This window comes from Sphingomonas crocodyli (assembly GCF_004005865.1).
In the GTDB taxonomy this organism is placed as follows: Bacteria; Pseudomonadota; Alphaproteobacteria; order Sphingomonadales; family Sphingomonadaceae; genus Rhizorhabdus; species Rhizorhabdus crocodyli.
Genome location: NZ_SACN01000001.1, coordinates 2,486,556 through 2,498,434, shown reverse-complemented (window position 1 = coordinate 2,498,434; position 11,879 = coordinate 2,486,556). Strand labels below are relative to the sequence as shown.

Below are 11,879 nucleotides of genomic sequence, written 5' to 3'. Positions count from 1 at the left end.
CCTGAGATCCCGGCCTCCGCCGGGATGACGGAATTAGGGGTTAGTCGTAATCGCCGCCGATATTCTGATTGCGGGGCGGGGCCGCCGCGGTCAGGCGCAGCGCTTCGGCCGAGGCCGAGAGCGAACCGATTTCATCGGGCGCATCCTCATCGTCCACCTGGACCTTCTGGAGCGAGCCGACGACCGAATCGTGCAGTTCGGCGGGCGTGATCGTCTGTTCGGCGATCTCGCGCAGCGCGACGACCGGGTTTTTATCGCGATCGCGATCGAGGGTCAGTTCGGCGCCGCCCGAAATCTGGCGCGCGCGCTGCGCGGCCAGCAGGACCAGATCGAACCGGTTGGGAATCTTGTCGACGCAATCCTCGACGGTAACGCGCGCCATACTTCAGGCTCCGAATACGGGAGATCAGGGAAAGCGGGGCGGCTATCAGGCCGGGCCGCCAAAGTAAAGGAAAATGGCCTTCAGGCCGCTTCGGCCACCGGCTCGGCCGCATCCTTGTGCGCCCAATAGAGGTGGCACGGCGGGATGTTGATCCATTCCAGCCCCTCATCGATCCGCGCGAAATGCGGGCTGAGCAGCTTCACGATCTTGGCGGCATATTGATAGACCAGGAACTGGCCGCCCGGCGCCAGCACGCGGTGCGTCGCCTCCGCAATCGCAGGCGCGACGCCCGGCGGCAGCGTGGAGAAGGGCAGGCCGGACAGGACATAGTCTGCCGCCTTGAACCCGTGCGAGGCGATGATCTCGTTCACGTCGGCGGCCGAGCCGTTGACCGCGATGAACCGCGGATCGGCGAAGCGGCGGCGCAGGTAATCGATGAACACCGGGTTGGTATCGATCACCAGCAATGTGCCGTCCGCCGGCAGTCGATCGAGGATCGCGCCGCAGAAGGTGCCGACACCCGGACCATATTCGACGAACAGCTTCGTATTCGCCCAGTCGACCCGCGACAGCATCTTGTCGATCGTGCGGCGCGACGACGGGATGATCGAACCGATCATCACCGGATGGCGCAGAAACTGGGTGAAGAAGAGCGCGAAGGGATTGGGGGCACCGCCGCGGCGCGAGAGGCGGGTGCGGCTCTTGAGTGCGATTTCCCCGGGGAGATTACCCATGATGCTCCTGGCGATCTTTCTTATGGATTCCGCATCCGTTGACGCAACATCGTCCCGAAGGCAAGCGGCGTACCGTCACCGAAACGTCGTCCGGGTGTAAAAAAGGATGAGGCGCCATGTGGTTGCGACGGAGAAGCACCGCAAGGGCAAAAAAAGGGCCGATCCCGAAGGACCGGCCTGGAAAGTTTTAGGAGAGGATGCCTGAAAGGCACGACCTTTGTGCGCCGCAGCATCATCTTGAGCAAGTGCGGAACATGATCGGATGGTTGCAATTGTTGCAATGATGCACTATCCCAGTTTTATCGGCTGAAAATAGCGGTATCCGAGGGGAGGTGCCGTGACCTTGCCGTGCTGCGATGCGGTGCGGAAACTGCCAATACGGGGCAAAAGGGACGATGCGCAGGCTTCCACCTCTCACGGCCATCGAGGCGTTCGTGCATGTCGCGCGCCTCGGATCAGTCAAAGCGGCAGCCGAGGAGCTGGCGCTGTCTTCGCCTGCGCTCAGCCGTCGCGTCCAGGCGCTCGAACGCTTTCTGGGGCGCAATCTGTTCGAACGGCGGCATCAGGCGATGGTGTTGTCGAGCGACGGCGAAATGCTGCTCAACCGGATCGCCCCCGCGCTCGACGCGCTGACGCTGGCGATCGACGCGACCTCGGGCGACACCGAAGTGCTGCGCCTGCGCCTGGGCGTGCTGCCATTGTTTGCGTCGCAGCGGCTGATCGGCCGATTGCCGGAATTGCGCGAAAAACATCCCGAACTGCACATCGATATCGACACCGCCGCGCACGCACTGTCGCGGCTGGGCGAGGGCGTCGATGCGGCGATCGTGCTGGCGCGCGACGTGGACGTCAGCCTCTATTCGCGCCGGATCGACCGCGACTTCGCCGCCGCGATCGGCAGCCGATCGATGCTGGAGGGGCGCTATCCGATCACGGGGCCGGAGGATCTGGCCCGCACGACGATCTTCCTCCACCGCGACATGCCCGAAGTCTTTTCGGCGTGGCGCGAGGCGATGGGACTCGAGGATCTGGAGCCGGCGGCAGTCGACCATTTCGACTCGGGGCAGCTGATGCTCGAGGCGGCGGCGCAGGGGCTGGGCATCGCCTTCATGCTCCAGGGGCATCTGGACGGCGCGCATGACACGCGGCTGGTGAACCTGTTCGACAGCCAGAAGATCGAGAGCCCGTACAGCTACTGGTTCGCCTGTCGCCGCCCGGCTTTGTCCAACCGCGCGGTGCGATTGTTCCACGACTGGCTGTTCAGCAGCCTCTCGACGATCTGATACGAAAAGGCCCGGCGGATCGCTCCGCCGGGCCTTTTCATTCGAACCGGTAATCGGATCAGGCGCCGACCGTCATCTTGACGATCTTGCCAGGGGTGCGCGGCGGCTCGCCCTTGGGGAGCGCGTCGACATGCTCCATGCCCGATTCGACCACGCCCCACACGGTGTACTGACCGTCGAGGAAGCGTGCGTCGTCGAAGCAGATGAAGAACTGGCTGTTCGCGCTGTTCGGGTTCGAGCTGCGCGCCATCGAGCAGACGCCGCGGACGTGCGGCTCGCGGCTGAACTCGGCCGGGATGTTGGGGAGGTGCGAACCGCCCATGCCGCTGCCGGTCGGATCGCCGCCCTGCGCCATGAAGCCGGGGATCACGCGGTGGAACACCACGCCGTCGTAAAAGCCTTCCTTGGCCAGCGTCGAAATCTGTTCGACATGCTTGGGCGCAAGATCGGGGCGCAGGGTGATGACGACATCGCCGGTTTCGAGCGTGATCGTCAGGGTGTTCTCGGGATCGGCCATCCGGGCTCTCCTTGATATGAAAACGAATCTGGCGCGCCCTCTATCGAGAGTTGATGACGTTAGCGAGCGGTGATTGCTCCGCACGCGCTCAGGTGACATGGGAGGGAGCCCGCCGGCCGGCGGCGTATCGAAGAAGCGGGTCCGCCGATGTCCAGTGCCGTTCAAAGCTCCGATCCCGCCAACATGCCGCCTGCGCAGCGCTTCGGCGTCAGCGTTTTCGCGCTGCTTTCGACGTTGATGGTCGTGCTGGATCAGACGATCGCGAACGTCGCGCTGCCGCATATGGAAGCCGCGCTGGGCGCGTCGCGCGATTCGGTTTCGTGGGTGCTGACCTCGTACATCCTCGCCTCGGCGGTCGCGACGCCGATGACCGGCTGGCTGTCCGGACGGGTGGGGCGCAAGCAATTGTTCGTGATCGCGATCATCGGCTTCACGGTCAGTTCGGCCTTCTGCGGCTTTTCCGTCTCACTGCCGATGATGATCGCGTCGCGCGTGGCGCAGGGGATTTTCGGCGCCTTCCTGACGCCGATGTCGCAGGCGATCATGTACGACATCAACCCACCCGAAACCCGCGTGACCGCGATGACCTATTGGGGGCTGGGCGTGATGGTCGGCCCCGTGCTGGGGCCGGTGCTGGGCGGGTTCCTGACCGATGCGTTCGATTGGCGTTGGGTGTTCTTCATCAACGTGCCGGTCGGCATTTTGGCGGCGGCGGGCATGTGGGCCTTTTCGCCGATGTTCCCCGCCGATCGCCGCCGATTCGATGCGATCGGTTTCTGTCTCGTCCTGATCGCGGTCGCCGGGTTCCAGCTCGTGCTCGATCGCGGCACGCAGGAGGACTGGTTCGAATCGTGGGAGATCATCATCGAGGCGGGCCTGGCGATGTCGGCCTTCTGGATCCTGTGCTTCTACCTGCGGTCGGCGAAGGAGCCGATTTTCTCGATCGAGCCGCTGAAGAATTCGAGTTTCGTCGCGGCGCTCTCGCTCGTCTTCCTGATCGGGGCGATCGCATCGGCGGGTTCGGTGCTGCTGTCGCCGATGCTGCAGAGCCTGATGGGCTACACCGTCACCGATGCGGGGCTGATGTCGATGCCGCGCGGGCTGGGCGCGATGGCGGCGATGCTCGTGACCGGGAAATTGATGTCCTACATCGACGCCCGGCTGCTGATCTTCACCGGCATGGCGATCATGGCGGTGTCGCTGTGGATGATGACCGGCTTCACGCTGCAGATGGGCAAGTCTTTGATCATCTGGTCGGGTATCTTGCAGGGGATCGGCATGGGCATGTCGATGGTGCCGATCAACATCATGTCGCTCGCCACGCTCGATCCGCGGTTCCGCACCGATGCGACATCGATCTATTCGCTGGCGCGCAGCCTGGGCGGTTCGGTGATCATCGCGGCGGTCAACGCGATCCTCGCGCGCAACATGCAGGTCAATCATGAGGAGCTGGCCGGATCGGTCCACGCCAGCACGATGCCTTATCTGATGGACAGCATCCTGACCGGGCTGGGCGACAGGGCGGCGAGTGTCGTCGCGATGCTGGACGCCGAAATCACCCGCCAGTCGCTGATGATCTCCTATATCGACGATTATTGGGTGCTGATGGTCGCCACGATCGTGCTGCTGCCCGTGCCGCTGCTCGTCAAAAAGGTTGCGCCGCCCGGAAAGGGCGAGGCGGCGATGGCGGTCAGCGAGTAGGTTTCGCTGCGGCGCAAAAGTGACTAGAGCCGCCAAATGAGCGAGCGCGAGCCCGAAATCGAGATCGACGACGCGGAGGTCGAAACCCTCCACGACGAAGACGATCGCATGAAATCGAGCTTCGTCGATGCCGTGGTCGAATGTGTCGAGCAGGGCGACGACGAAGGTGCGCGTGCGCTCGTGCGCCCGCTCCACCCGGCCGACATCGCCGATCTGTTCGAACTGGCGCCGCAGGATATGCGGCGTCCCATTGCGAAGGCCATTGCGGAACTGCTCGACGGCGACGTGCTGGCCGAGATGAACGAGTGGGTGCGCGACGAACTGATCGACGCACTCGACGCGCATCAGGTCGCCGAAATCGCCACCCAGCTCGACACCGACGACGCCGTCGCGATCATCGAGGAGCTGGAGGAGGAGGAGCAGCGCGCCGTCCTGCGCGCGATGGAGCCGGACGATCGCGCCGCGATCGAAGAGGCGCTCTCCTATCCGGAGGAATCGGCCGGCCGTTTGATGCAGCGCGATCTGATCGCGGTGCCCGAACATTGGACCGTCGGCGACGTACTCGATTATCTGCGCCGCAACGAGGATCTGACGACCGATTTCTGGGAAATCTTCGTCGTCGATCATTTCCACCACCCGGTCGGCACCTGCAAGCTGAGCTGGGTGATGCGCACGCCGCGATCGATCGCGATCGCCGATGTGATGCAGCGCGAACAGACTTTGATCCCGGTCGACATGGATCAGGAAGAAGTCGCGCTCCGCTTCCAGAAATATGCGCTTATCTCGGCCGCCGTGGTCGATCCGGCGGGCCGCCTCGTCGGCATGATCACCGTCGACGACATCGTCCACATCATTCAGGAAGAAGCCGGCGAGGATATCCTGAAGCTGTCCGGCGCGGGCGACGGCGACATCAACGAACCGATCCTGCAGACGGTGAAGGTCCGCCTGTCATGGCTAATCGTGAACCTCGGCACTGCGATGCTCGCCGCGTCGGTGGTGGGCTTCTTCCAGGGCACCATTTCGCGCCTCGTCGTGCTGGCGGTGCTGATGCCGATCGTATCGGGGATGGGCGGCAATGCCGGCACCCAGACGATGGCGGTGGCGGTGCGCGCGCTGGCGCTCAACCAGCTGACCAGTTCGAACACGCAGCGCATGATCCTGCGCGAGTTCCGGATCGCGCTGACCAACGGATTGTGCCTGGGTCTGCTGATCGGGACGGCAGTGTCGCTCCTCTACGGCAATACGCATCTGGGCATCGTCATCTGCCTTGCGATGCTGATCAACAACATCACCGCCGGGCTGGTCGGCATCCTCGTGCCGGTGACGCTGGACAAGGTCGGCGCCGATCCGGCGGTGTCGTCGGCGGTGTTCGTGACCACCGCGACCGACGTGATGGGCTTCTTCTCCTTCCTCGGCCTCGCTGCCTTGTGGGGCCTGCACGGTTGAACCCGCGCCCGCGCCGTCCGATATGGCGGCTCGTATGACAGAGACCAGCGGGCTTCACCTGACCAAGATCGCCTTCGGCTGCGCCGACTTCGACGATTTGCGCCGCCGGATGGAGGCGCGCGCCGAACGTGGCGAGCCGATCCTGCTCCACACCCGCTACCGCCCCAAGCGCGAGGCGGAGATGGAGGGGGCGTCGCTCTACTGGATATCGCAGCACAAATTCGGGCTGCGACAGCCGATCCTTGGCTTCGAGGAGGGTGAGAATGGCCACACCCTGATCCGCCTGTCGCCCGAAATGATCATGGTCGAGCCGCGCCCCAAGCGCGCGCATCAGGGCTGGCGCTATCTCGCCGGCAAGGATGCGCCGCGCGATCTGACCGATCTTGGCGGCGGCGAAGGGATACCGGCGGCGATGCAGGCCGAACTGGCGGCGCTGGGGCTGCTTTAGGGGGCGATATGGCGAAGGCGGATCAGGTCGAGGTCGCGTTTCGTATCGTGATCGAACGCCCAGTGATCGGCGTGCCGCATAGTCTGCAGCAGGATGACGCACCGCTCGATCCGAAGGCGTCGAAAGATGGCGAGGCGCTGGTGTTCGATTTCCCCGTGCGCATCGGGCCGGGGCCGAAATTCTTTGGCGATCAGGTGCGCCGCGAAGGGCCGGAGCGGCGCTTCGTCTATATCCGCATCGGAGATCTGGCGGGCGATCCGGCCTCGCCCTGGTCGCGGCGGATGAAGATCGACATCCACAATATCGGTGCCGACCTGATCGACCGCGCGATTGCGGGCGGCGGCGTGATCGAAACGGTGATCGACGGCACCGGCAAGGACGGGACGCCCGCCTGCGCGACGGTGAAGCCGCTGCGGCGTGCCGTGGTGCCCAGCTAGTCCGTCATCCCGGCGGAGGCCGGGATCTCAGGAGGCTCTTGCGGCTAACTCGCGCCTAGATACTCGCTGAGATCCCGGCCTCCGCCGGGATGACGAGTTTTTATCGCCAGATTTGCCACCATCGACGCTGCGGCGGCAGGGGATGGGCCGCCGCCCATTCGGCGGCGTCCCTGGCATCCTGTTCCAGCCATGCGGCGTCGCGCTCGAAACGTTCGGCAATCGCCTCGCGCCATTCGGTCGACGCATCCCAGCGATCGAGATATTCGGCCTTTTCCTCTGTAGAGAGGCTTCGCCAGTCCGATAACCATATATCGATGCACGCTTCCTCCGCGCCCTGGGTCGCCGGATTGTCGGCGGTCAGGCCGGGCAGGGCGATCCAGGGCGGAGGGAAGGCGTACCGATCCACTGGGGTCTATTGCACCCCCAGCGCCTTCGCGGCTTCGTCGAGCCGCGCCAGTTCGGCCTTGTCGCCCGCAAATGCCGCCTTGCCGTCGGCCAGCGCCTGACGCGCGGCGGCCGGATCGTTGAGGACCATGCGGGCGCGCATCAGGCGGATCCAGCCGTCGCCATCCTTGGGGTTGGCCTTCAGCCGCGCGGCGAGGCGGCCGACCATGCCGGCGATCATCTCGTTCTGCTGTCCGGTCGTCATGCCGGCGGCCGCCTGCATGTCGCCCGCGCTCGGCCCCGGAATGCCGTCGGTCGCGACCTGCGCGCCGGACCCGGTGACGGGCATGCCGCCCATGCCGCCGCCCACATCGGCCATCGGCGCGACGCGCTTGGGCGGCACGCGGCCGGCGACGTCGATCTTATGCTCCTTCGACGCCTTGTCGATCAGGTCGCGGACGGCATCCTCCCACGGCGCGCCGGCGGGCGCCTCCTGAACCAGCGCGATCCAGTCGTCGATGGCTTCCTGATGCTTGCCGTCCTGATCCTTCTTCACGCCCATGAAGTAACGCGCACGAAAATCCTTGGGATCGATCGCCAGCGCCTTGCCGAACGCTTCGGTCGCCTTGGGGGTGATACCGCCGGGGCCGGACAGCACCTCGACTTCGCCCAGCGCCGACCAATAGGTCGCATTCTTGGGATCGATGTCGATCGCGTGACGATAAGCCGCAGCAGAATCGGCGTAACGGCCGGTCGAATAATAGGACCAGCCGAGCATGTTCCATCCCTCGGCATCATTGGGATTCGACTGGAGTCGTTTCTCCAGAGACGCGATCATGGTCGCGACGTCAGCAACCGGGCCGGCGGGCGCCGAAGAATCGGTCGAGGTCTCCGGATCGGCGGATTTATACTTGCGATATTGCGTGATTCCGACCGCAACGACCGCGATCAGCGCCGCCAACAGCAGTGCTACGCGCCCAAAAGACAGGGTGAAGCGCGGTTTTGCCGGCTCGCTGTTGTTCAAGGCGATTCTCCAAATTATAGGAACGTCAGGCTTCGTCTTCGCAAGCGCAATCAAAGTCTAGCGCAACGTAGCGAAGCTGATAAAGTGATGTCAGGGCTCGCTTAATAGTGAATCGTCGATCGGGGACGGATCGATGACGAACTGAGTGGGTCGGATGCCGGGCAGGGCGTCCGCGAACAGGCAGGGGGGACAGTGAGCGACATCTTCCGCATCGCTATCGTGGGCTCGGGTCCGGCTGGCCTGAGTGCTGCGGCCCATGCCGCGAAGCTCGGCATTTCCCATATCCTTCTCGAAAAGACGGATCACCTTTCCGATACGATCTACAAGTATCAGAAGGGCAAGCACGTCATGGCGACGCCCAACCAGCTCGTCTTGCGCGCCGACATCGATTTCGATGCGGGCAAGCGCGAGACTATCCTGGGCATCTGGGATACGCAGACCGCCGAACAGAAGATCAACGTCCGCCTGAACGGCGAGGTCAAGGCGATCGAGGGTGAGAAGGGCAACTTCACCATCACCCTGACTGACAAGAGCCAGATCCGCGCCGAGAACGTCATTCTGGCGATCGGCACGCAGGGCAACCCCAATCTGGTCCGCTGCCCCGGCGGCGACATGGATCATGTCCAGTATCAGCTCGACGATCCCGGCGAATATGTCGACGAACATATCACCGTCATCGGATCGGGCGACGCGGGCATCGAAAATGCGCTGGGCCTCGCGGCCGATGCGGCGCAGGGCAATGTCGTCACCATCCTCAATCGCGGTACCGATTTTTCGAAGGCGAAGGGCGCGAACGTCAAGCTGCTGATGGCGGCGGCGGACGAAGGCCGGGTCAACGTGATGACCGAAACCTCGCCCAACCGGATCGAGCGCGGCTTCCTGGTCCTCGACACGCGCGACGGCGAAGCGAAGATTGCGTGCGACCGCGTCATCGCGCGCATGGGGTCGGCCGCGCCGCGCAAGTTCATTGAAAGCTGCGGCATCCAGTTCACCAGCGAGGATCGCGAAGCCTTCCCGAAGCTGTCGCCGTCGTTCGAAACGACCAATGCCGGCATCTTCGTGATCGGCGCGCTGGCCGGCTATCCGCTGATCAAGCACTGCATGAACCAGGGCTATGACGCGGTCGAGTTCATCAACGGCAATACGGGCCTGAAGCCCGCCGACGAACCGATCCTGGCCGCCAAGTTCGCCAATCTGCCGATCAAGAAGTCGGTCGACGAATGGCTCGAGTTCATCCGCAACAACGTGTTGATCCTCAGCGACCTTTCGCCGCTGCAGATGCGCGAGTTCATGCTCGATTCCGAAGTGCGCTTCTACAAGACGAACGACATCGTCTTCGAAAAGAACGCGCCGGGATCGTCGCTGTTCGGCATTGCGCAGGGCAAGGTCGACATTCCGCTGCCCGACGGCCGTTCGACCGGCATCGTCATTCCGGGCGGGTCGATCTTCGGTGAAGTCGGCCTGGTTTCGGGCCGCCGCCGCGGTTCGACGATCCGTGCGATCGCCGACACGGTGGTCGTCGAAATCCCGCGCAACGCGATCCTCAAGCTCATGGGCTCGGTGCCGGCGGTGAAGCGCGCCGTGACGCGCATCTCGACCGAGCGTCAGCTGCTCCAGATGTTCCAGTCGGGCATCACGCCGAGCGATCTGGCCGAAGTGCTGGAGACGGCGGAGATCCAGTCGGTCCGCGCAGGGCAGGCGATCTTCAAGCAGGGCGAGCCGGGCGACGACGTGTTCGTCATCCGCTCCGGCTCGATGGTTGTCGAGAAGACGATAGGCGGCAAGCCGGTCTTCCTGTCCTACCTTCCCGCCGGCAATTATGTCGGCGAACTCGAACTGTTCGACAACGGCATCCGCAAGCAGACGGTGCGTGCGGCGGTGAAGTCCGAAGTCATCAAGCTGAACGGTCAGGCGTTCCGCCGCCTGCTCGAAAAGAAGCCCGATTTCGGCACCAAGGCCCGCAACGCGATGGGCGAGCGGATCGATCTCGCTTCCTATATCGAGGCGAAGAAGGACAGCTTCTCCAGCGTCGTCGACATGTATTCGAACGTCGCGAACTTCCTGGTCGACAATGGCGTCGGCGAGGCGACCGACGTGCTGTTGATCGACGAGAATCTGTGCGTCGGCTGCGACAATTGCGAAAAGGCGTGCGCGGACAGCCATGACGGCATTTCGCGGCTCGATCGCGAGGCGGGGCGCACCTTCGCGCACCTCCATGTGCCGACGAGCTGCCGTCACTGCGAAAACCCGCACTGCATGGCCGATTGCCCGCCCACCGCGATCCACCGCGGCCAGGACGGTGAGGTCTATATCGACGAGACCTGCATCGGCTGCGGCAATTGCCAGCGCAACTGCCCCTACGGCGTGATCCGTATGGAGAAGGAGCCGCCCAAGAAGCCGAGCCTGTGGACATGGTTCCTGTTCGGCAAGGGGCCGGGGCCGGGCGAGCCGAGCCACGAATGGGCGTATAAGAACGCCAAGGGCGAAAAGGCCAAGCGCGCGGTGAAGTGCGACATGTGTTCGGGGATCGAGGGCGGGCCGAGCTGCGTGCGCGCCTGCCCGACCGGCGCCGCGATCCGCGTCGCCCCCGAGGAGTTCCTGACGGTCGCCCGTCTCGAACGCGGCGAGGCTTAAGTCATGGCGAGCAAGGCTGACCGGCAGAAGACCACGGGTCGCACCCGCCATTCGGACCACGAAAGCTTCCTGCGTTATCGCGGTTTCCTGTGGCTCAAGATCGCGTTCGCGGCGTCTTTCCTCGCGATCCTGATCTACGGTTTCAACCATGTGGAGCCGCGCCCGAACGGGGGCAGCGCCTATGGTTATATCATGGGCACGATCGGTGCGGGCCTGATCCTGTGGCTGACGATGCTGGGCGCGCGCAAGCGCACGATCACGCCGGGGCGCTGGTCGCTCAAGGCGTGGACGTCGGCGCACGTCTATCTGGGCCTCGCCCTGATCGTCATCGCGACGCTGCACACCGGCTTCCAGTTCGGCTGGAACGTCCACACGCTCGCTTATGCGCTGATGATGTTCGTGATCATCTCGGGCATTTTCGGCATCACCGCTTACTCGCTCGTCCCGCAGGAGCTTTCGGCGAACCGCGGTGAGACGACGCAGGTGCAGATGCTCGACAATCTGCGCATGCTCGATCGCCAGATCCACGACGCTGCCCAGCCGCTGAACCATGACGAAGCGGAAATGGTGCAATATTCGCTGAACGACGATCCGTTCGCGGGCGGGCTGATCGCGCGGCTTTCGGGCCATTATCCGAAGTGCGGGACGAAGAAGGCGCTCGATCTGATCCGCAGCGCGCCGGGCCGCGAAAGCGGTTACGGCAATGACGCGCTCGACCAGGTCGAAACCCTGCTCGAACGCAAGCGATCCTCGCTATCGCGAATACGAAAGCATTTGCGATTGAAGGCGTTGCTGGAGGTGTGGCTGTACATTCATGTGCCGCTGACCTTCGCGCTGATCTCGGCGCTGTTCGTCCATATCTTCGCCGTCTTCTTCTACTGGTGAGCGC

At 64.0% G+C, this 11,879-nt stretch carries 12 protein-coding genes; 7 read left to right on the top strand and 5 right to left on the bottom strand.

The window, feature by feature from the left end; genetic code table 11:
* Positions 1–40: 40 nt before the first annotated feature.
* Both rpoZ and EOD43_RS11960 read right to left on the bottom strand, forming a co-directional pair.
* Complete coding sequence (gene rpoZ, locus EOD43_RS11965; RefSeq protein ID WP_127744075.1) at positions 41–382, bottom strand: DNA-directed RNA polymerase subunit omega; 342 nt, start codon at positions 380–382, stop codon at positions 41–43.
* 80 nt (positions 383–462) lie between these two features.
* Entirely contained in the window at positions 463–1,116 is a 654-nt protein-coding gene (locus EOD43_RS11960; RefSeq protein WP_127744073.1) for a class I SAM-dependent methyltransferase, read from the bottom strand.
* A gap of 395 nt (positions 1,117–1,511) precedes the next feature.
* On the opposite strand from EOD43_RS11960, the gene EOD43_RS11955 reads away from it, so the two are divergent.
* A complete protein-coding gene (locus EOD43_RS11955) occupies positions 1,512–2,399 on the top strand; it encodes a LysR substrate-binding domain-containing protein (RefSeq protein WP_127744071.1) in 888 nt (295 codons plus the stop codon).
* A gap of 58 nt (positions 2,400–2,457) precedes the next feature.
* Here EOD43_RS11955 and EOD43_RS11950 read toward each other — a convergent pair whose 3' ends face one another.
* Positions 2,458–2,916, bottom strand: a complete 459-nt coding sequence (locus EOD43_RS11950; protein ID WP_127744069.1) for a peptidylprolyl isomerase — start codon at positions 2,914–2,916, stop codon at positions 2,458–2,460.
* Between the two features lie 147 nt (positions 2,917–3,063).
* Between EOD43_RS11950 and EOD43_RS11945 the strand changes: the two genes are divergently transcribed.
* Genes EOD43_RS11945 through EOD43_RS11930 form a run of 4 tightly spaced genes read left to right on the top strand, consistent with a single transcriptional unit; the run spans position 3,064 to position 6,948 of the window.
* Entirely contained in the window at positions 3,064–4,617 is a 1,554-nt protein-coding gene (locus tag EOD43_RS11945) for a DHA2 family efflux MFS transporter permease subunit (protein ID WP_127744067.1), read from the top strand.
* 36 nt (positions 4,618–4,653) lie between these two features.
* Positions 4,654–6,063: a magnesium transporter gene (mgtE, locus tag EOD43_RS11940; RefSeq protein WP_127744065.1), complete on the top strand. Its 1,410-nt coding sequence runs from the start codon at positions 4,654–4,656 to the stop codon at positions 6,061–6,063.
* A 34-nt stretch (positions 6,064–6,097) separates the two neighbouring features.
* Positions 6,098–6,511 (top strand): DUF1489 domain-containing protein, encoded by a 414-nt coding sequence (locus tag EOD43_RS11935; protein ID WP_127744063.1) that lies wholly within the window; start codon positions 6,098–6,100, stop codon positions 6,509–6,511.
* Positions 6,512–6,519: 8 nt separating this feature from the next.
* Positions 6,520–6,948 (top strand): DUF5990 family protein, encoded by a 429-nt coding sequence (locus EOD43_RS11930; protein ID WP_127744061.1) that lies wholly within the window; start codon positions 6,520–6,522, stop codon positions 6,946–6,948.
* A gap of 100 nt (positions 6,949–7,048) precedes the next feature.
* Here the strand turns inward: EOD43_RS11930 and EOD43_RS11925 are convergent, their stop codons facing one another.
* Together EOD43_RS11925 and EOD43_RS11920 are read right to left on the bottom strand one after the other, a co-directional pair.
* The gene (locus EOD43_RS11925; RefSeq protein ID WP_127744059.1) at positions 7,049–7,354 is read right to left on the bottom strand and encodes a hypothetical protein; all 306 of its coding nucleotides are present in this window, start codon (positions 7,352–7,354) and stop codon (positions 7,049–7,051) included.
* Positions 7,355–7,360: 6 nt separating this feature from the next.
* Positions 7,361–8,356: a tetratricopeptide repeat protein gene (locus EOD43_RS11920; RefSeq protein ID WP_127744057.1), complete on the bottom strand. Its 996-nt coding sequence runs from the start codon at positions 8,354–8,356 to the stop codon at positions 7,361–7,363.
* 192 nt (positions 8,357–8,548) lie between these two features.
* On the opposite strand from EOD43_RS11920, the gene EOD43_RS11915 reads away from it, so the two are divergent.
* Positions 8,549–10,990: a cyclic nucleotide-binding domain-containing protein gene (locus EOD43_RS11915; protein ID WP_127744055.1), complete on the top strand. Its 2,442-nt coding sequence runs from the start codon at positions 8,549–8,551 to the stop codon at positions 10,988–10,990.
* Positions 10,991–10,993: 3 nt separating this feature from the next.
* Positions 10,994–11,875 (top strand): hypothetical protein, encoded by an 882-nt coding sequence (locus EOD43_RS11910; protein WP_127744053.1) that lies wholly within the window; start codon positions 10,994–10,996, stop codon positions 11,873–11,875.
* Positions 11,876–11,879: the final 4 nt, after the last annotated feature.

Coding starts and splice junctions, on each gene's coding strand:
- rpoZ (WP_127744075.1), bottom strand. CDS start 382: ATGGCGCGCGTTACCGTCGAGGATTGCGTCGACAAGATTCCCAACCGG.
- EOD43_RS11960 (WP_127744073.1), bottom strand. CDS start 1,116: ATGGGTAATCTCCCCGGGGAAATCGCACTCAAGAGCCGCACCCGCCTC.
- EOD43_RS11955 (WP_127744071.1), top strand. CDS start 1,512: ATGCGCAGGCTTCCACCTCTCACGGCCATCGAGGCGTTCGTGCATGTC.
- EOD43_RS11950 (WP_127744069.1), bottom strand. CDS start 2,916: ATGGCCGATCCCGAGAACACCCTGACGATCACGCTCGAAACCGGCGAT.
- EOD43_RS11945 (WP_127744067.1), top strand. CDS start 3,064: ATGTCCAGTGCCGTTCAAAGCTCCGATCCCGCCAACATGCCGCCTGCG.
- mgtE (WP_127744065.1), top strand. CDS start 4,654: ATGAGCGAGCGCGAGCCCGAAATCGAGATCGACGACGCGGAGGTCGAA.
- EOD43_RS11935 (WP_127744063.1), top strand. CDS start 6,098: ATGACAGAGACCAGCGGGCTTCACCTGACCAAGATCGCCTTCGGCTGC.
- EOD43_RS11930 (WP_127744061.1), top strand. CDS start 6,520: ATGGCGAAGGCGGATCAGGTCGAGGTCGCGTTTCGTATCGTGATCGAA.
- EOD43_RS11910 (WP_127744053.1), top strand. CDS start 10,994: ATGGCGAGCAAGGCTGACCGGCAGAAGACCACGGGTCGCACCCGCCAT.